General features: G+C 70.7%; 18 protein-coding genes. 14 read left to right on the top strand and 4 right to left on the bottom strand.

Features of this window, described 5'->3' with window-relative positions:
• Window positions 1-617: 617 nt before the first annotated feature.
• The 13 genes from OG730_RS04020 (at window position 618) to OG730_RS03960 (ending at window position 12,753) form a co-directional block, all read left to right on the top strand.
• Window positions 618-1,628 carry an ABC transporter ATP-binding protein gene (locus OG730_RS04020; RefSeq protein ID WP_327302844.1) on the top strand — a complete coding sequence of 337 codons (1,011 nt, stop codon included), beginning with the start codon at window positions 618-620 and terminating at the stop codon, window positions 1,626-1,628.
• On the top strand, window positions 1,625-2,389 hold the full coding sequence (locus OG730_RS04015; protein WP_327302843.1) for an MlaE family ABC transporter permease: 765 nt from the start codon (window positions 1,625-1,627) through the stop codon (window positions 2,387-2,389). The genes OG730_RS04020 and OG730_RS04015 overlap by 4 nt, the downstream gene beginning before the upstream one ends.
• A 5-nt stretch (window positions 2,390-2,394) precedes the next feature.
• Window positions 2,395-3,201, top strand: coding sequence for an MlaE family ABC transporter permease (locus tag OG730_RS04010; protein ID WP_327302842.1), 807 nt, complete (start codon window positions 2,395-2,397; stop codon window positions 3,199-3,201).
• 1 nt (window position 3,202) lies between these two features.
• Window positions 3,203-4,456 (top strand): MCE family protein, encoded by a 1,254-nt coding sequence (locus OG730_RS04005; RefSeq protein WP_327302841.1) that lies wholly within the window; start codon window positions 3,203-3,205, stop codon window positions 4,454-4,456.
• Window positions 4,453-5,508, top strand: a complete 1,056-nt coding sequence (locus tag OG730_RS04000) for an MCE family protein (RefSeq protein ID WP_327302840.1) — start codon at window positions 4,453-4,455, stop codon at window positions 5,506-5,508. Before OG730_RS04005 ends, OG730_RS04000 begins: the two co-directional genes overlap by 4 nt.
• Window positions 5,505-6,557: an MCE family protein gene (locus OG730_RS03995; protein WP_327302839.1), complete on the top strand. Its 1,053-nt coding sequence runs from the start codon at window positions 5,505-5,507 to the stop codon at window positions 6,555-6,557. Before OG730_RS04000 ends, OG730_RS03995 begins: the two co-directional genes overlap by 4 nt.
• Window positions 6,554-7,579, top strand: a complete 1,026-nt coding sequence (locus OG730_RS03990) for an MCE family protein (protein WP_327302838.1) — start codon at window positions 6,554-6,556, stop codon at window positions 7,577-7,579. The genes OG730_RS03995 and OG730_RS03990 overlap by 4 nt, the downstream gene beginning before the upstream one ends.
• Window positions 7,576-8,841 carry an MCE family protein gene (locus OG730_RS03985; protein ID WP_327302837.1) on the top strand — a complete coding sequence of 422 codons (1,266 nt, stop codon included), beginning with the start codon at window positions 7,576-7,578 and terminating at the stop codon, window positions 8,839-8,841. The genes OG730_RS03990 and OG730_RS03985 overlap by 4 nt, the downstream gene beginning before the upstream one ends.
• The gene (locus OG730_RS03980; protein ID WP_327302836.1) at window positions 8,838-10,115 is read left to right on the top strand and encodes an MCE family protein; all 1,278 of its coding nucleotides are present in this window, start codon (window positions 8,838-8,840) and stop codon (window positions 10,113-10,115) included. Before OG730_RS03985 ends, OG730_RS03980 begins: the two co-directional genes overlap by 4 nt.
• Complete coding sequence (locus tag OG730_RS03975) at window positions 10,112-10,654, top strand: hypothetical protein (protein WP_327302835.1); 543 nt, start codon at window positions 10,112-10,114, stop codon at window positions 10,652-10,654. The genes OG730_RS03980 and OG730_RS03975 overlap by 4 nt, the downstream gene beginning before the upstream one ends.
• Complete coding sequence (locus tag OG730_RS03970) at window positions 10,651-11,319, top strand: hypothetical protein (RefSeq protein WP_327302834.1); 669 nt, start codon at window positions 10,651-10,653, stop codon at window positions 11,317-11,319. The genes OG730_RS03975 and OG730_RS03970 overlap by 4 nt, the downstream gene beginning before the upstream one ends.
• Window positions 11,320-11,346: 27 nt before the next feature.
• Complete coding sequence (locus OG730_RS03965) at window positions 11,347-11,889, top strand: Rv1363c family protein (protein WP_327302833.1); 543 nt, start codon at window positions 11,347-11,349, stop codon at window positions 11,887-11,889.
• 66 nt (window positions 11,890-11,955) lie between these two features.
• Window positions 11,956-12,753 (top strand): hypothetical protein, encoded by a 798-nt coding sequence (locus OG730_RS03960; protein WP_327302832.1) that lies wholly within the window; start codon window positions 11,956-11,958, stop codon window positions 12,751-12,753.
• A 20-nt stretch (window positions 12,754-12,773) separates the two neighbouring features.
• Here OG730_RS03960 and OG730_RS03955 read toward each other — a convergent pair whose 3' ends face one another.
• Together OG730_RS03955 and OG730_RS03950 are read right to left on the bottom strand one after the other, a co-directional pair.
• The gene (locus tag OG730_RS03955) at window positions 12,774-13,283 is read right to left on the bottom strand and encodes a DUF5994 family protein (RefSeq protein WP_442814819.1); all 510 of its coding nucleotides are present in this window, start codon (window positions 13,281-13,283) and stop codon (window positions 12,774-12,776) included.
• Between the two features lie 224 nt (window positions 13,284-13,507).
• Window positions 13,508-14,017 carry a CBS domain-containing protein gene (locus tag OG730_RS03950; protein ID WP_327302830.1) on the bottom strand — a complete coding sequence of 170 codons (510 nt, stop codon included), beginning with the start codon at window positions 14,015-14,017 and terminating at the stop codon, window positions 13,508-13,510.
• A 231-nt stretch (window positions 14,018-14,248) separates the two neighbouring features.
• On the opposite strand from OG730_RS03950, the gene OG730_RS03945 reads away from it, so the two are divergent.
• Complete coding sequence (locus OG730_RS03945) at window positions 14,249-15,337, top strand: zinc-dependent alcohol dehydrogenase family protein (RefSeq protein ID WP_327302829.1); 1,089 nt, start codon at window positions 14,249-14,251, stop codon at window positions 15,335-15,337.
• Window positions 15,338-15,829: 492 nt separating this feature from the next.
• Here the strand turns inward: OG730_RS03945 and OG730_RS03940 are convergent, their stop codons facing one another.
• Both OG730_RS03940 and OG730_RS03935 read right to left on the bottom strand, forming a co-directional pair.
• The gene (locus tag OG730_RS03940) at window positions 15,830-16,693 is read right to left on the bottom strand and encodes a slipin family protein (protein WP_327302828.1); all 864 of its coding nucleotides are present in this window, start codon (window positions 16,691-16,693) and stop codon (window positions 15,830-15,832) included.
• Between the two features lie 160 nt (window positions 16,694-16,853).
• A complete protein-coding gene (locus tag OG730_RS03935; RefSeq protein WP_327302827.1) occupies window positions 16,854-17,489 on the bottom strand; it encodes a CBS domain-containing protein in 636 nt (211 codons plus the stop codon).
• Between the last annotated feature and the right edge of the window lie 231 nt (window positions 17,490-17,720).

Below are 17,720 nucleotides of genomic sequence, written 5' to 3'. Positions count from 1 at the left end.
CGGCGGAGGTGGGCCGCAGCTGTGCGATGGGGGAGACGCAGGCGGCCCGCGGCTCGGTGTTCCTCGGCCGCGACGCTGACGTTACTTGCGGGAAACTTGGCTGAACAATGGCGTAGTTCAAGATTCTTTGAAGAGCCCGCATTAACTGTTCACGGGGTGAGCGGTCCTCGGTATCGCATTAGCCACCGGGTGCGTAAAGTCGATAATTCCGGTCGATCGGGCGCCGCTCCACCCTGTTTCCCCTCGTGCAGGGCGTATGCATCCCGGCGGGGGGGAGCGGGGGTGCTCTGCGTCGTGACAATCGGCGGCGCGCATGTGTAATCCACGTGACAAGGAATTCGGGTCACGGGCCGCCCCGCGAAAAACTCGCAACCCACTTATTGCCGTCCGATGTTACTCGGCCGTAGCGTTCCGGGTGCGATGCTCGCCCCCTGGTCGGCGGCCCCTGAACATGGGAGTCCTGACGGCGGAGACAAGTGACGCACCCGAACTTGTCCACGCGGTGACAAGTTCCCCGGCCCCGGTTCGAATTGGTGTCACGCCTATTGTCCGGTGATCGTGAACGACCTAACGTGCGGCCCGCGACGCACACGTGGCGCGCGACTGCTGGAGGTGGAGTGGGAATCGAAGTGGCTGTTGAAGGTCTGACCATGTCCTTCGGCAAGCAGAACATCTGGCAGGACGTGACCCTGACGTTGCCCGCAGGGGAAGTGAGCGTCATGCTCGGCCCTTCCGGAACCGGTAAGACGGTCTTCCTCAAGTCGCTCATCGGCCTGCTGAAGCCGGAAAGAGGACGCGTCCTCGTGGCCGGCGTCGACATGGTGAACAGCCCCGAGCGCGATATTTACGAGGCCCGCAAACTCTTCGGTCTCATGTTCCAGGACGGCGCCCTCTTCGGGTCCATGTCCCTCTTCGACAACATCGCCTTCCCGCTGCGCGAGCACACGCGGAAGAAGGAGTCGGAGATCCGCCGGATCGTCATGGAGCGCATCGACGTCGTCGGGCTCCTCGGCTCGGAGGGCAAGCTCCCCGGCGAGATCAGCGGCGGCATGCGCAAGCGGGCGGGACTGGCCCGCGCGCTCGTGCTCGATCCGCAGATCGTGCTGTGCGACGAGCCGGACTCCGGTCTCGACCCCGTCCGCACCGCCAACCTCTCGCAGTTGCTGATCGACCTCAACGCGCAGATCGACGCGACGATGCTCATCGTCACCCACAACCTCGACATCGCCGCGACCGTCCCCGACAACATGGGGATGCTCTTCCGGCGCAACCTCGTCACCTTCGGCCCGCGGGAACTGCTGCTCACCAGCGACGAACCGGTCGTGGCGCAGTTCCTCGCGGGGCGGCGCGAAGGGCCCATCGGGATGTCCGAGGAGAAGGACGCGGCCACCCTCGCCGCCGAGGCCGCCGTGCCCGGCGTCGTACCCGCCGCGCCCCGGGTCATCGTCCCGCAACTGGAGCCCTCGCCCGGACTCCCGCCGCGCCAGGCCGCCCTCAGGCGTCGCGAACGCGTCCTCGCCATGCTCGACACGCTGCCGCCCGCGGCCCGTACCGCCATCGAGGACACCTACGCGCGCGGGGCGCAGGCGCCGACCCTGCGGATTCCGGCCACCGGGAGCGGCTCGTGATCACGGGCGCGCTGCGGCAGACCGGCCGGCTCTTCGCCCTCGCGGCCGAGGTGGGGCGGTCCGTCTTCAGACGGCCCTTCCAGTTCCGGGAGTTCGTCGAACAGTTCTGGTTCATCGCCAGCATCACGATCCTGCCCGCCGCGCTCGTCTCCATCCCGTTCGGCGCGGTGATCGCCCTCCAAGTCGGCTCGCTCACCCAGCAGTTGGGTGCCCAGTCCTTCACCGGAGGCGCCAGCGTCCTTGCCGTCATACAGCAGGCGAGCCCGCTCATCGTCGCCCTGCTCATCGCCGGCGCGGGCGGCTCTGCCATCTGCGCCGACCTCGGCTCCCGCAAGATCCGCGAGGAGCTCGACGCGATGGAGGTCATGGGGGTCTCGCCGGTCCAACGCCTGGTCGTGCCAAGGGTGCTGGCGACGATGGGCGTGGCCGTGCTCCTCAACGGCCTGGTGTCCGTGGTCGGCACGCTCGGCGGCTACTTCTTCAACGTCATCCTCCAGGGCGGCACCCCGGGCGCCTACCTGTCCAGCTTCTCCGCACTCGCCCAACTGCCCGACCTGTACATCAGTGAATTCAAGGCCCTGATCTTCGGGTTCATCGCGGGCATCGTCGCCGCCTACCGCGGCCTCAACCCGCGCGGCGGCCCCAAGGGGGTCGGCGACGCCGTCAACCAGTCCGTCGTCATCACCTTCATGCTGCTGTTCTTCGTGAACATGGTGCTGACGGGCATCTACCTGCAAATCGTCCCGCCGAAGGGAGGCTGAGGTCGATGGCCTCCCCGTTCCTGTGGCTCGACCGCTCCGGCGACCAGTTCCTGTTCTACGTCAAGGCACTGGCCTGGATTCCGCGCACCCTGCGCCGCTACCTCAAGGAGGTGCAGCGGCTGCTCGCCGAGGTGGCCTTCGGCTCCGGCGGGCTCGGTGTCATCGGCGGCACCATCGGCGTGATGATCGCGATGACCCTGTTCACCGGCACCGTCGTCGGCCTCCAGGGGTACGCGGCCCTCGACCAGATCGGCACCGCCGCGTTCACCGGCTTCGTCTCCGCGTATTTCAACACCCGGGAGATCGCGCCCCTGGTCGCCGGGCTCGCCCTCTCCGCGACCGTCGGCGCGGGCTTCACCGCCCAGCTCGGCGCGATGCGGATCAACGAGGAGGTCGACGCCCTCGAAGGCATGGGCATCCGCTCCATCCCGTACCTGGTCACCACCCGCATCATCGCGGGCGTCGCCGCGATCATCCCGCTCTACGCGATCGGCCTCCTCTCGTCGTACCTCGCCTCCCGTTACGTGACCGTCCTGTTCAACGGCCAGTCCCAGGGAACGTACGACCACTACTTCAACCTGTTCCTCTCCCCGACGGACGTCGTGCTGTCGGTCCTCAAGGTGTTGATCTTCAGCGTCATGGTGATCCTCGCCCACTGCTACTACGGGTTCCGCGCCTCCGGCGGCCCCGCCGGGGTCGGCGTCGCGGTGGGCCGGTCCGTGCGCAACGCGATCGTGCTCATCAGCGTCACCGACTTCTTCCTGTCGCTGGCCCTGTGGGGCGCGACCACGACCGTGAAGGTGGCGGGGTGAGATGAGCGGTCCCCGCGTGACGACCCTGCGCCGCCGCACCGCCGGCCTCGTCTTCCTGCTCGTCCCCGCCCTCCTGGTCTGGCTGGCGATCGCCGTCTACGACAAGCAGTTCACCGACAGCACCCCGATCACCATCGAGACGGGCAGCGTCGGCAACGAGATGCATCCGGGGGCCGAGGTGAAGATGCGCGGCGTCGTCATCGGCGAGGTCCGCTCCATCGCCGCCACCGGCACGGGAGCCCGGCTCACCCTCGCGATGGATCCCGACACCCTCCACGAGGTTCCCGCCGACGTGCGCGCCCAGATGCTGCCGACGACCCTGTTCGGCGAACGGTTCGTGGCGCTCGTACCGCCGACGTCGCCCTCGTCCGAACCGATCGGCGCCGGCGCCGTCATCCCCGAGGACCGCTCCAGCAGCGCGGTGGAACTCCAGCAGGTCCTGGACAACGTGCTGCCCATGCTCACCGCCGTCCAGCCGCAAAAGCTCTCCGCCACCCTGTCCGCCGTCTCCCGGGCACTCGAAGGGCGCGGCGACAAGCTCGGCGACACCCTCGCCCAACTCGACGCGCACCTGAAGAAGTTCAACCCCGAACTGCCCGCGCTCAACCGGGACCTGAAGGAACTCGTCAAGGTCAGCAACGTGTACGCGGACGCGGCCCCGGACATCGTCACGGCCCTCACCGACTTCACCACCACCAGCGGCACGCTCGCCGAGAAGGAGAGCGAGCTGGCCGCCACCTTCGGGGCCACCACCCGAACCGCCCAGGACATCACCACCTTCCTGCGCCAGAACAAGGACAACATCATCAGGCTCAGCGCCACCGGCAGGCCGACCCTGGAACTGCTCGCCGAGTACTCCTCGTCGTTCCCCTGCACCCTGCGCACCCTCGCCGAATTCGTACCGGCCATGGACAAGGCCCTCGGCAAGGGCACCGACCGGCCCGGGCTGCACGTCAACGTGGTCACCGTGCCCTCGCGCGGGGCCTACGCACCCGGCCGTGACACCCCCTCGTACACCTCGGGCGGCGGTCCGCACTGCTACCCCGTGCCCTACCTCGGTGTCCCCGTGGCACCCGCCGCGCGGGCCACGGCGGCGGCCGACCAGGACCTCGGTCCCGCCAACTCCGCGCAGGAGAACGACATCCTGAACGAACTCCTCGCGCCCGCCGCCGAGAAGCCGCCGGGCGACCTGCCCGACTGGAGCAGCCTGCTGGCCGGACCCGCGTACCGCGGAGCGGAGGTGGTCCTCAAGTGAGGGACGACCTCGCACACACCCGACGGCGCCCCCTGACCGGCCCGGTGGTCAAATCCTTGATCTTCGTGCTGGTCACGGCCCTCGCCACGACCGTGCTCGCGCTCAGCATCGCCGACACCGGCGTGGACTCGGGTACGCGCTCGTACAAGGCGCTGTTCACCGACGTCACCGGGCTCATCGACGGGGACAGCGTACGGATCTCGGGCGTGAAGGTCGGCGAGGTGACGGACGTCCGCGTCGTCGACCGGCGCACCGCCCAGGTCACCTTCCGCATCCGCGACGACCGCACGCTGCCCGTCTCGGCGACCGCCGCGGTGAAGTACCTCAACATGGTCGGGCAGCGCTACGTCGCCCTCGACCGGGGCAGCGGCGACGTGGGCTCCGTCCTGCCGCCCGGCTCCACCATCCCGCTGGACCGCACGACGCCCGCGCTCGACATGACGCTGCTGTTCAACGGGTTCAAGCCGCTCTTCGAGGGCCTGTCGCCGAGTGACGTCAACGACCTCGCCGAGTCGCTCGTACAGGTCCTCCAGGGCGAGGGCGGCACCGTCGACAGCCTCCTTCGGCACATCGGGTCGCTCACCCGGACCGTCGCCGCCAAGGACCAGGTGATCGGCCAGGTGGTCACGAACCTCAACACCGTCCTGGACACGCTCAACACCCGAGAGGCCGCCTTCGGCGATCTCGTCGTCACCCTCCAGAAGCTCGTCACGGGCTTCAATGACGACCGCAAGCCGCTCGGCGAGGCCGTCCAGGCGATGGGTGACCTCACCACCGTGACCGCGGGACTCCTCCAGGACGGGCGGGCCCCCCTCAAGCGGAGCATCGGCGAACTGGGCCGCCTCTCGAACACCCTCGGCGACCACACGCCGCAGATCGAGGACTTCCTCGAAAGGACACCGGCCAAGATGGCCGCCCTGGCACGGCTGTCCTCGTACGGGTCCTGGTTCAACCTCTACCTCTGCGAGGCCCGCGTGAGCGGTGTGAGCACCTCCGACGGCTCCAAGCCGCCGACCGGCATCATCGTGACCGAATCGAGGTGCCGCGGATGAGCCGCCCGCCCCGGTTCACCCCCGTCAAGGACCGCGACCCCGTCGCGGTGGCCGTCGTCGGATTCGTCGTGCTCGCCCTACTGGCCGTCCTCGCCTACAACGTGGACCGCCTGCCGTTCACCGGCGCGGGCACCACCTACAGCGCCGACTTCACCGAGGCCGCCGGACTCGCCACCGGCGACGAGGTGCGCATCGCCGGCGTCAAGGTCGGCTCGGTCACCGGGGTCGCCCTCGACGGGCCCAAGGTGAAGGTGACCTTCGGGGTCGGCGACGCCTGGGTCGGTGACCGCTCCACCGCCGCCATCGCCATCAAGACCCTGCTCGGCGAGAAGTACCTGGCCCTCGACCCGCTGGGCGCCGAACGCCAGGATCCGGGCAGCCGCATCCCGTTGACGCGCACGACGTCCCCGTACGACGTGACCCAGGCGTTCCAGGACCTGAGCGGCACCGTCGACGCCATCGACACCAAGAAGCTCGCCGAAAGCTTCGAGACGATCTCCGCCACCTTCAAGAACTCGCCGCCGAGCGTGCGCAGCGCCGCCACCGGCCTGTCCGAACTCTCCAAGTCCGTCTCCAGCCGTGACGCCCAACTGTCCCAACTCCTTCAGGGGAGCCGGACGTTCACCAAGACCCTGGAGGGAAAGAAGTCCAGCTTCGAGACCCTCATCGAGGACGGCGGATCACTGCTCGGCGAGTTGAAGGGCCGGCGCGACGCCATCCGCGCCCTGCTCAAGGGCAGCCGTGAGCTGGGCACGCAGCTCAGCGGCATCGTCGCCGACAACGACCGCCAACTCGGCCCCACCCTCAAGGCCCTCAGCCGCGTCACCGAGGTCCTGGAGAAGAACAGCGGCCAGCTCGACAAGACCCTCGCCCTCGTCGGCCCGTACTACCGGCTCGTCGGCAACACCCTGGGCAACGGCCACTGGTTCGACAGCTACCTCTGCGGAGTCGTGCCGCGCAACTACCTGCCCGAGGCGTCACAGCCCAAGACCGGATGCCAGCCGCCGCAGCAGACGTCGGCGGCGGCGAAGGGAAGCGGTGCCCGATGACCGAACTCAGAAGACCCCTCGTCATCGGGCTCGCCATGGTGGTGCTCGCGGCCTGCGGCCTCGTCGCCGTACGCGCCCTCGGCTCCGAGGGCACCCGGGTCACGGCCTATTTCGACCGCGCCGTCGGCATCTACGCCGGCTCGGACCTGCGCATCCTCGGGGTGCGCGTCGGCGAGGTCGAGTCCGTGGAGCCCGAGGGCACCCGGGTACGCGTCCGACTCCAGGTCGACGACGGCGTACGCGTCGCGGCCGACGCGCGGGCCGTCATCGTCGCCCCCAGCATCGTCGCGGACCGGTACGTCCAACTCACGCCGGCCTACGCCTCGGGCCCCGCCCTCGCCAACGGAGCCCGGCTCGCCGCGTCCCGCAACCGGACCCCCGTCGAGATCGACCAGCTGTACGCCTCGATCACCGACCTCGGCAAGGCCCTCGGCCCCGACGGCGCCAATGCGGGCGGAGCCCTGGCCGGCCTGATCGACACCGGCGCGAAGAACCTGGGCGGCAACGGTGAGGCGATCGGCACGTCCATCCAGGAGTTCGGCAAGGCGGCCAAGACCCTCGACGGCAGCAGCGACGACCTGTTCGCCACGCTCGGCCAGCTCCAGACGTTCACGACCATGCTCAAGGACAAGGACGGCGACGTCCGTACCGCCCAGGAACGCCTCGACGACGTGGTGACGTTCTTCGCCGACAACAAGGACGACCTCGCGGGCGCCCTCACCGAACTCGGCAAGGCCCTCGCCCAGGTCAAGACCTTCATCCAGAACAACCGGGGCGAGCTGAAGCAGAACGTCGACCGGCTGGTCCCCCTGACCCAGACCCTCGTCGACCAGCGGGCCTCCCTCGCCGAGGCCCTCGACGTGGCCCCGCTCGCGGCGTCCAACGTGGTGGGCGCGTACAACAAGGACACCCGCACCCTCGACGGCCGGGCCAACCTCAACGAGATCAGCGTGGGCGGACCGCTGCTCCCGCTGCCCGTGGCGGGCGGCTCCTCGGCCGCCGGCGGGGCGGGGGACCGGTGAAGCGCCGCGGACACCTCACCGGCAAGGCCGCAGGGGCGGGCATCGCCGGGATCGTCGCCCTGGGCGCGGTCGTGGTCCTCACCGTGACCATGCTCCCCGCCGACCTGCCCCGCTTCGACGGCATCGAGGACCTGCCGCTGCCCGGCGGCGCGGACCTCGGCTCCCACCCGTACACGGTCACCGCCGAACTCGCCGACGTCCTCAGCCTCGTCCCGCAGTCCGCCGTGAAGGTCAACGACGTCGCCGTCGGCCGCGTCACCGAGATCCGCCTCGGGACCGGCGACTGGACGGCGCGCGTCACCATGAAGATCAACGGAGACATCCGGCTGCCCGCCGACGCGGGCGCCCGCCTCCAGCAGTCCAGCCTGCTCGGTGAGAAGTTCATCGAGCTCACCGCCCCCGCCAAGGACGCGGGCGGTGCGCGTCTCACCAACGGCAGTACGATCCCGCTCGCCCGCACCAGTCGCGACACCGAGGTCGAGGAGGTCTTCGGCGCCCTGTCCCTGCTGCTCAACGGCGGTGGGGTCAACCAGCTGAAGACCATCACCAAGGAGCTGAACGCCGCGCTGGGCGGACGCGAGCCCGAGGTCCGCTCCATGCTGGAGCGGGTCAACACGCTGGTGAGCGACCTCGACGCGCACCGGGACGACATCACCCAGGCCCTCGACGGGGTCAACCGGCTCTCCACCACCCTGGCCGGGCGCAAGGAAGACGTGGGGAAGGTCATCACCGGCCTCTCGCCCGGCCTCAAGACCCTGGAGAACCAACGGGGTTCGCTCCTGACCATGCTGCGCGCCCTCGACACGCTGTCCGGCGTCGCCGTCTCCACCATCAACGCGGGCAAGGACGACATGGTCGCTGACCTCAAGGCACTGGCGCCGACCCTGCAAGCACTCGCCGACGCCGGAGCCGACCTGCCCGACTCCCTCCAGGCGCTGCTGACGTACCCCTTCACCGACGAGGTGATGCGGGGCATCAAGGGCGACTACCTCAACACCTACCTGTACATCGCCGCCGAACCGGGCACACAGGTCATCCCGCCGCTCGTCCCGCAGACCACGCCCGACCCGACGCCGACCCCCACCCCTCCCACCGATCCGGGCACCACCGGCCGCGGGGGCGCGTCCGGCCGCGGTTCCACGAAGTCGCCCGCACCGCTGCCGCTGCCGCCCGTCCAGAGCTTCGAACCGCCGGGAGCCTCGTCCTCCCCGAGCGGGCGGAGCACCACCGATGGGGCACAGGACGGAGGGAAGACCCGGTGATCACCCTCGCCGTACGACTGAAGAACCTCGCGTTCCTCGTCATCTCCGTCCTCGTCCTCGGTCTCCTCGGCATCCGCTACGCCGACCTCGGCCGCTACATCGGCGTCGCGGACTACTACACCGTCGACGTCCACCTCTCCCGGACCGGCGGCCTGTTCCCCCACTCGGACGTCACCTACCGGGGCGTCTCCGTAGGACGCGTCGGCGCCATCGACCTCACCGCCGACGGAGTCGTGGCCCGGCTGCACATCAAGAAGGCGGCCGCCCGCGTCCCCGCCGACGCCAAGGCCGTCGTCGCCGGACTGTCCGCCGTCGGCGAGCAGTACATCGACCTGCGGCCCCGCGGCGACCAGGGCCCGTACCTCACGGAGGGGGCCCGCATCGACCAGGCCGACACAGAGGTCCCCGCACCCGTCACCGACCTCCTGGCCAGCATGAACGACCTCACCCGGTCCGTTCCCCTCGACTCGCTGCGCACGGTCGTCGACGAGCTGGGCAAGGCGTTCGAAGGCCACGGCGACGACCTCCAGGCCCTGATCGACAGCGGCAGCGCGTTCGTGCAGGCCGCAGACCGCTCCCTGCCCGAGACCACCCGCCTCATCAACGACGGCGAGGTCGTCCTGCGCACCCAGGCCGAGGAAGCCCGGGCCATCATCGACTTCGCCACCGGCGCACGCGAACTCGCCGCCACCCTCAAGGGATCCGACGGCGATGTCCGCCGCCTGCTCGCCGTCACGCCGGACGCGGCCACCCAGATCAGCGGCCTCCTGCGCGACCTCGACCCCAGCCTCGGCGTGGTCCTCGCCAACCTGCTCACCACCTCGGAGATCGCCGTCACCCGGCAGCACGGCCTGGAGGAACTGCTCGTGAAGTTCCCCGTGGCCGTCTCCGCGGGCGCCACCACCGTCGACGGAGGACGGATGAACCTCGGCATGGCCGTCACCTTCTTCAAGCCCCTGCCCTGCACCTCCGGCTACGGCGGCACCCGCTACCGCAACGGCCTGGACCTCGGTACCGCACCCGCCCTCAACACCGCAGCCTCCTGCACGAGCCCGGCCTCGTCCGGTAAGAACGTGCGCGGCTCCGCGAACGCCCCGAAGGGCGGACCCGTCCCCACCCCGGCCACACCGGGGTCCCTGCCCTCGGGCGGCGCCGGCTCCGCCACCGCACCGGCCGCGCAGCCCCTGCCCGGCGCACTCGCCCTGCCGGGCCAGGCCGGCGGCCCCACGGACCTGGCCGGGCTGCTCGGCCTCGGCGCCGGGAGCGGTCGATGAGGCGAGCGCGCGTCCTCGCGGGCGCGGCCCTGGCAGTGGCGCTCGCCTTCTGCGGGACCGGTGCCTGGACCTACGCACAGGCCCGCACCGACGACGCCCTCGCCTTCGGCCGGGCGCGGGACGAGGTCCTCGCCCAGGGCCGCGATCACCTCACGGTGCTCAACACCCTGGACGCGTCCACGCGGGAGCACGCGGAGGCCGGCATCGAGGCGTGGCGCCACGCCTCCACCGGGCCGCTGCTCACCGAACTGGGCGCCACCCGGCCGGTGGTGGGCGCCTCGGCCCGCGCCACCGTCACCGAAGCGGCCGTGACCGCGCTGGACGCCCGGGCGGGTACGGCGAAGCTCATCGCGACGGTCCGCGTCGACGTCACGCCCCAGGGCACCTCGAAGGCGACGAGCGACCGCAAGCGCCTCGAAGCCGTCCTGGAGCGTACGGGCGGCGACACCTGGAAGGTCAAGGCACTGAGCGCCGTACCGGTGGCGGGCGCTGGCGCCACCGCTTCCGCCACGGCCGGCGCGGGAAGCGAGGCGCCGTGACGCTGTTGCGGCGCAAGACGAGGAACGGGCCCGCGGAGACGCAGGGGCCGGCCGTCCGGGACACGACGGCCGGCTCCGGACCGACGGCCACGGACGCGGGCGCGGCCGATGCCGATGCCGATTCCGAGGGCGAACCGGACGTCCGGGGTTCCCGCTCCCGATTGGCCGGCCGGTGGCGCCCCGCGGCCGTGGCGGCGGCCGTAGCCCTCCTGCTCCTGGGCGGCAGCGCCTTCTTCTACGGCGCACACCGACTGCGCGCGACCCCGTCCGCCCAGAACCGCGCCCTCACCGACACCGCGACCACCGAACGGGTGAGCGGCGACGTCAGTGACGGCCTCGCCAGGATCTTCTCGTACACCCCCACCGGCGCCGACGCCACCGCGCGATCGGCGCGGACGGTGCTCGGGGGGAAGGCGGCCCGGCAGTACGGCGACCTGTTCGCCCAGCTCCGCGCCAACCTGGAGACCCAGAAGATCACCCTGAACACGAGGGCCGTCCGCACCGGGGTGATCGAACTCGACGGGGACACCGCGCGCCTCCTGGTCCTCCTCGACCAGACCTCAAGGCGGGACGGGGGCGCCACGACCTCGGCCGCGGCCCAGCTGACCGTCACCGCCCAGTTCCAAGAGAACCGTTGGCAGATCGTCGACATCAAGACCCGCTGAGAGATGAGCGGGAGACGGGAACACCCCATGACACTCGCGGTCCGCGCCCTCGTGGGCACCCGGCCGATCCTGGCCGTCGCCCTCGCACTCACCCTGGTCGCGGGCGGTATCGCCGCGTGGGCGGCCCAGGACTGGTACGGGGCGAGCCACGACGAGTCCGCCGCGTACGCCGTCCAGCGCGACCGGGCGCTCGCGGCGGCGGAACAGGCCGTGCAGAACCTCAACACCCTCGACCACACCAAGGTGGACCAGGGCCTGGATCTGTGGGAGTCGTCCACGACCGGCGACCTGCACGACCAACTCGTTAAAGGGCGCGTCGAGTTCGCGCAACAGGTCAAGGCGGCGAAGACGGTGACCACCGCCCGGGTGCTGTCCGGTGCCGTCACCGAGTTGGACGACCGCGCGGGGCGGGCCAAGGTGCTGGTCGCCCTGCGGATCACCGTAAAGGCCGCTGACGACAAGAGCAGCGAGAAGGACAGCCGCATGCTCGGGGAACTGAGCCGCACCGGAACCGACTGGAAGCTCAGCGCGCTGGGCCAGGCCCCCGTGGGCGGCACGGCGACCGGCTGACCGGCCGCCGTACCGCGAGAGCAAGCCGCATCCGAGAGCCGCCCGCACCCGAGAAGGACAGGCACGATGTCGACGACCCGCCACCTCATCAACCGCCAGCGCCGCCGCCAGGCCGCCGGCGACCAGACCGTCCCCGCCGTGCGCCCGGCCGATGCCACCGGCTCACAGGAGTCCCTGGCCGGCGCCTCCCGCCCACCCGTGGGCCACCGGCCTGCATCCTCGCGGACGCGGACGCGGACGCCGACGAGCGGGGCCGCCGACGCGAAGCGGCAGGAGGCACCCGAGCCGGACGAAGGGGCCGGAACGGCCGACCGCACGCGCAGGGGCGGAGGGAAACGCCTCGCCCCCCTCCTCGTCCTCTGCGCCCTCACCGTCCTGCTCGGCTCCGGCGCCGGATTCGCCCACAGCCGGGCAGCGGCGCTGCGGGACGATCCCGTACGGGCCAACACGGCGCTCACCGACGTCGCCCGTACCAGCGAGATCAAGGGCCAGACCGCCAGTGCCGTCGCCTCCCTCTTCTCCTACGACCACGCGCGGCCCGCCGCCTTCGAGAGCGCGGCGAAGACCTTGCTCACCGGCAAGGCCGTCACCCAGCACCGGGCGCTGTTCAACGACGTCCTCGCCCAGGCGGAGAAGCAGAAGACAGTGATCACGACGACGCTCACGGACAGTGCCGTCGAGCGCATCGACGGCGACCGGGCGCGCGTCCTGGTCTACGCGGACCAGAGCAGCGTCAGTACGGCGGGAACCGAGGGGCGGAGCCCCCAGGACCAGGGCGTCTACGCGGGAGCGATGTTCGCCTTGGACCTGTTGGATCGAGACGGGCACTGGCTCGTGGAGGGGATCGACACCTTCGGCCGCTGACCGGCCAGGCACGGCGGCGCTCACCACCAGGCGCCGGCGGACAGTGGGCCGACCGGCAGCCTGGCGAGGGAGCCGATGTCGGACGCGCGCGCCCCGCCTTCGCTCTCCCAGGCGTCTTCGCGGTTCCGGAGGTCGGGAATCCGGCCGATGACGGCTTCGGCGGCGATCAGCGCGCGGGAGGTCAGGACGCTGCCGGGGACGGCGGCGGCAGCCATCAGGCGGGCCGCGGAAGCGGGTGCGGTCTGGGGCGGGACGACGAGGAGGTCCCAGCGGCCGACGGTGTAGGAGAGCAGGATCAGCTTGTCGGGGTCCTGTTCGGTGAACCAGCCCACGCGCAGGGTGTGTCCGGCGACGGGGACCTTGTGCGGGATGAGGGGCCAGCGGGTGGGGTTCACGGTGACGCGGGTGATGCGCCCCCAGGGCTCGGCCAAGGCGGCGATGAGAGCGGGGAGTTCGGCTGAGAGGTCACGAGAGCGGGGCCACCAGGCGCCGTCCAGCTGCCCGGAGAGCATGGTCTTCGGCGTGAGCACGAGGCGAGCGGGGCGAGGAGACGCGTCAGCGGGAGGCGCGAGTGGCGTGGGAGGCGTGGTGCGTTCCAGGATGACGGTCATGGTGGAGACCTGTCCCCGGGCCGCCCGCAGTTCGACGGCCCAGCGTATTGATCGCCGGAAATGACACCTGAGTTGCATCCGATGCGCGAAGTACTCCCGGTAGCTCCATTCTACTCCGGTACGGAGATCGAAAGGGGTTCTGATCAGGTGTTTCCGCTGAGGCGGAGCGTTTGTGCCCCGGCCGTCCGCGCGACCGACGGGGTCAGCGCGCAGTTGACGTCGACCACGCCTTCCACGGCGCGTGCGAGACGTGCCGCCACCGGAATGAGCGATGCGTCGAGGATGCCGCCGGAGAGGGTGACCACGCCGTGGTGGACGTCGACCCGCACCCTGTGCTGTGCGAGCGGGAACAGTCGGCCGACCACCTCGCGCCGTATCTCGTCCACGAGTTCACTGTCCGGGCGCAGGAACACCCGGAGCAGATCGGTGCGACTGACGATGCCCTGGAGGGTGCCGTCCGGGTCGACGACCAGTAGCCGTTTGATGTGCCGTTCCGCCATGAGCCGGGCCGCCTGGGACAGGGTGGCACCGGGCCCAACGGTGACGGCGGGAGCCGTCATCAGGTCCTTGGCCAGGGTTGAGCCGGCCAGGGGCGTGACGCTGACGACGGTTCTCGTCATCACGTCGCGGACGAGACGTGGACTGGAGGTCATGGCGTGGTGGTCCTCAATGAGAAGGCGAAGGGTTCCCGGGGCCGTCCCGGAGATCGGCGACCGTCCCCCGGTGAAGGAGACCCCGCCATCCACCCTCACACGTCCACGCCACGGGCCGGAGGGGCCTGTCGGGCCCCGGTGCGGGACCGTCCGGCCCTGTCCGGGAACCGGGCGACGGGGACAGCCTGAGGTGACCTTGCCGGAGCACGGGAGACATGGAGAGGTGGCGTCATGAAGGCACTCGTCTTCCAGGGACCGGGAAGCACCGCGTGGCAGGAGGTGCCGGATCCGGCGATCAAGGATCCCGCCGACGTGATCGTGCGCGTCGACGCCGTGACGATCTGCGGGACGGACCTGCACATCGTCAAGGGTGATCTGCCGGAGGTGAATCCAGGCCGTGTGCTCGGCCACGAGGCCGTGGGCACGGTGGTGGAGTGCGGAGGTGACGTCCGCTCGGTGCGCCCCGGCGACCGGGTCCTGGTCTCTTGCATCTCCTCATGCGGCCGGTGCCGGTTCTGCCGCGAGAGCCGCTACGGGCAGTGCCGCGGGGGCGGCGGCTGGGTGCTCGGGCACACCATCGACGGCACGCAGGCCGAGTACGTCCGCGTGCCGTTCGCCGACCTCTCCGTGCACCCGCTGCCGAGCACGGTCGACAGCGCCGCCGCCGTCCTGCTCGCGGACATCTTCCCCACCTCCTACGAGGTGGGGGTGCTGAACGGGAACGTGCGGCCCGGGGACACCGTCGTCGTGGTCGGCGCCGGCCCCGTGGGACTCGCGGCCATCACCACGGCACGGCTGTACTCGCCGGCCCGCGTCATCGCCGTCGATCTCGCGCCGTCCCGGCTGGCGGCGGCGCGCGAGCTGGGGGCGGACGCGGTCGTGAACGCGGCCGAGGAACCGGAGATGCTCGTGGGTGACCTGACCGACGGACTCGGCGCGGACGTCGTCATGGAGGCCGTCGGCGTGCCCGAGACCTTCGAGATGTGCACCCGCATGGTCCGCCCGGGCGGCCGGGTCGCGAACATCGGCGTCCACGGCAAGCCGGCGACCCTGCACCTCGAAGACCTGTGGATCAAGGACGTCACCATCACCACCGGGCTCGTGGACACCTCCTCCACGCCGATGCTGCTGCGCATGCTGGCGGCCGGCCGGCTGCCGACCTCGTCGCTGATCACCCATCGTTTCGAGCTGGGACAGATGGAAGAGGCGTACGAGGTGTTCTCCCGTGCCGGTGAGACGGGCGCGCTGAAGGTCGTGCTGGGCGGGCCGCGCCACGACGACCTGGCCGTATCGAACCCGTCGCGCGTCCAGAAGGTGTGAAGGCTCCGGTGCGCGACGTCGCCGGTGCCGGGGTGGGGGCCGGTCGGCCCCCACCCCAGTCCCCGTCGGCCCTGCCAAGCGAGTGTCCCACCGGGTGATTCTGGAGTGCGGGCCTGTTGCGGGTCTCGCTCCCGAAGAGGTGACCCACCATGCCTCGGATACAGATCTCGGCACCCCGGCCACGGCCGCAGCGCCCGCCGCCCCTCGACCTGCGCACGCCGTCGGGGCGCGTCCTGCCGTACTGAGAAGACAGGAAGGAGGCGGGCCCATGAGCGCACAGCGGGTACTGGTCGCCTACGGCAGCAAGCTCGGCGCGACCGCCGGCATCGCGGAAGAGATCGGCAGGTCACTGCGCGACGACGGATCCGCGCCTGGGCCCGCGGGATCGGCGCCGAACTCGCGGCGACTCACTGAACGCGCCCCACAGCACAGCAGTCGGCGGCGCCGCCGTACGGAGAACGTCCTCCGCGCGGCGGCGCCGCCGACTTTCGGTCAGGTGGTCCTGACCGCTCGCGCTCCGTTCGGCGGGGACGGACTGGGGAGCGGCGTGGTGATCTCCGCCGTGCGCGGCGTCTGGAGGGTCGCGGCCGCGGATTCGCGGGCGAGGAAGGCGCCGAGTTCGCCGATGGTGCTCATGAGCGGCGCGGGGAAGACCACGGTGGTGTTCTTGTCGACGCCGATCTCCACGAGGCTCTGCAGGTTGCGCAGTTGCAGGGCGAGGGGGTGGGCCATCATGGTGTCGGAGGCGTCGCCGAGTGCGGCGGCGGCCAGCGACTCGCCCTCCGCGTTGATGATCTTTGCCCTCTTCTCCCGTTCGGCCTCGGCCTGGCGGGCCATCGCGCGCTTCATGCTGTCGGGCAGTTGGATGTCCTTCAGTTCGACCAGGGTGACCTCAACGCCCCATTCGGCGGTGGTGACGTCGAGGATCTCGCGGATGCCGAGGTTGATGCGGTCGGTTTCCGAGAGGGTCTCGTCGAGGGTGTGCTGGCCGACGACCTTGCGCAGGGTGGTCTGGGCGATCTGGTTGATGGCCGCGCCCACGTTCTCGATCGCGATCACCGACTTCACGGCGTCGACGACGCGGAAGTAGGCGACCGCGGAGACGTCGACGCTGACGTTGTCCCGGGTGATGATGCCCTGGGACTGGATGGGCATGGTGACGATCCGCAGGGACACCCGGTGCAGGACGTCCGCGAACGGCACGATGACCCGCAGGCCCGGCGCGCGGGTCCCGATGAGCCGGCCGAAGCGGAACAGCACGCCCTGCTCGTACTGCTTGACGATCTTCAGGGCCATGGTCAGCCCTATCAGGGCGACCACGGCCAGGGCGATCAGGGCGAAGATCAGGACTTCCATGAAGGTGCTCCTCACGAAGTGCGGTGGCGGAGCGAGGGGATGGCCCGGGTCCGTCCGCAGGGCGCCGCACGGGTGTGACCGGGTGCGGCGGGCCTGCCTCGCTTCCATGGTCGCGCGGTGCGCAGGGGGCGGGCAGGGGCCGAACGGTCCACATCCCGCATCAGCGGCGAACGTCTTCGGCGCCGCGGTCCGGCGGGGCGGTGCGGGTGTGGGTGTGGGTGTCGTTGGAGTGGGCCGTGAGCCGGTCGATGACCGCCACCACACCGTCCAACTGTCCGGCGAGCCGGAGCGCGACGGGAATCTGGCTGCTCTTGGACAGTCGGCCGTCCAAGGTGACGACCCCGTCCACGACATCCACGCTCACGGCATCGGCACCGATGCCCATCGTGTCCGCCAGCACGTCCTCGACCAGCACCCGGTGTATCTCGTGGTCCGGGCGCAGAAACACGCGGAGCAGGTCCCGTCGCGTCACGATGCCGACCAGGCGGTCCTCCTCGTCGACGACCGGCAGCCGGGTCACCCCGCGTCGGGTAATGAGGCGGGCGGCCTCGGTGACGGTCTGGTCGGCGTGGACCGTGACGGCCGGCGCGGTCATCAAGTCTTCAGCGGTGAGGTGGTCTTGGACGAGCAGATCGGTCCGTGAAACGACCCCGAGGACGCGCTCGTCCGCGTCCAGGACCGGCATGCCGCCGATGTCGTGCTCGACGAGCAGCGCGGCCACGTCCGCGGACGGAGTCCTCCCGAGGACCGAGACGACCTCGTCGGTCATCAGGAAGCCGACCTTGGCGTGCTTCATCTGTGGCCCTCCTGTCGGCTTCGGCCAGTGAGCGCATCGTGCGGAGCGCCCTCACCAGCCACCATCCGCCGCGTCAGCCCGCGGTGCGAGGGCCGAACGGGTCCTGTGCCAGGACTGACCGGTCCCGGCGGCGAGGGGCCGATGAGGCGGTGTGCACCGGGCAAGGGACCTTCGGTCCCTTGCCCGGCCCCTGCGGCCCATTCCCCGCGCGGGCCGGGGTGGCAGTGTGAA

Origin of the sequence: Streptomyces sp. NBC_01298 (genome assembly GCF_035978755.1) — a bacterium.
In the GTDB taxonomy this organism is placed as follows: Bacteria; Actinomycetota; Actinomycetes; order Streptomycetales; family Streptomycetaceae; genus Streptomyces.
This window is presented reverse-complemented; position numbering and strand designations above follow the sequence as displayed.

Coding starts and splice junctions, on each gene's coding strand:
- OG730_RS03940 (WP_327302828.1), bottom strand. CDS start 16,693: ATGGAAGTCCTGATCTTCGCCCTGATCGCCCTGGCCGTGGTCGCCCTG.
- OG730_RS03975 (WP_327302835.1), top strand. CDS start 10,112: ATGAGGCGAGCGCGCGTCCTCGCGGGCGCGGCCCTGGCAGTGGCGCTC.
- OG730_RS04005 (WP_327302841.1), top strand. CDS start 3,203: ATGAGCGGTCCCCGCGTGACGACCCTGCGCCGCCGCACCGCCGGCCTC.
- OG730_RS03945 (WP_327302829.1), top strand. CDS start 14,249: ATGAAGGCACTCGTCTTCCAGGGACCGGGAAGCACCGCGTGGCAGGAG.
- OG730_RS03995 (WP_327302839.1), top strand. CDS start 5,505: ATGAGCCGCCCGCCCCGGTTCACCCCCGTCAAGGACCGCGACCCCGTC.
- OG730_RS03935 (WP_327302827.1), bottom strand. CDS start 17,489: ATGAAGCACGCCAAGGTCGGCTTCCTGATGACCGACGAGGTCGTCTCG.
- OG730_RS03960 (WP_327302832.1), top strand. CDS start 11,956: ATGTCGACGACCCGCCACCTCATCAACCGCCAGCGCCGCCGCCAGGCC.
- OG730_RS03950 (WP_327302830.1), bottom strand. CDS start 14,017: ATGACCTCCAGTCCACGTCTCGTCCGCGACGTGATGACGAGAACCGTC.
- OG730_RS03965 (WP_327302833.1), top strand. CDS start 11,347: ATGACACTCGCGGTCCGCGCCCTCGTGGGCACCCGGCCGATCCTGGCC.
- OG730_RS03990 (WP_327302838.1), top strand. CDS start 6,554: ATGACCGAACTCAGAAGACCCCTCGTCATCGGGCTCGCCATGGTGGTG.
- OG730_RS04010 (WP_327302842.1), top strand. CDS start 2,395: ATGGCCTCCCCGTTCCTGTGGCTCGACCGCTCCGGCGACCAGTTCCTG.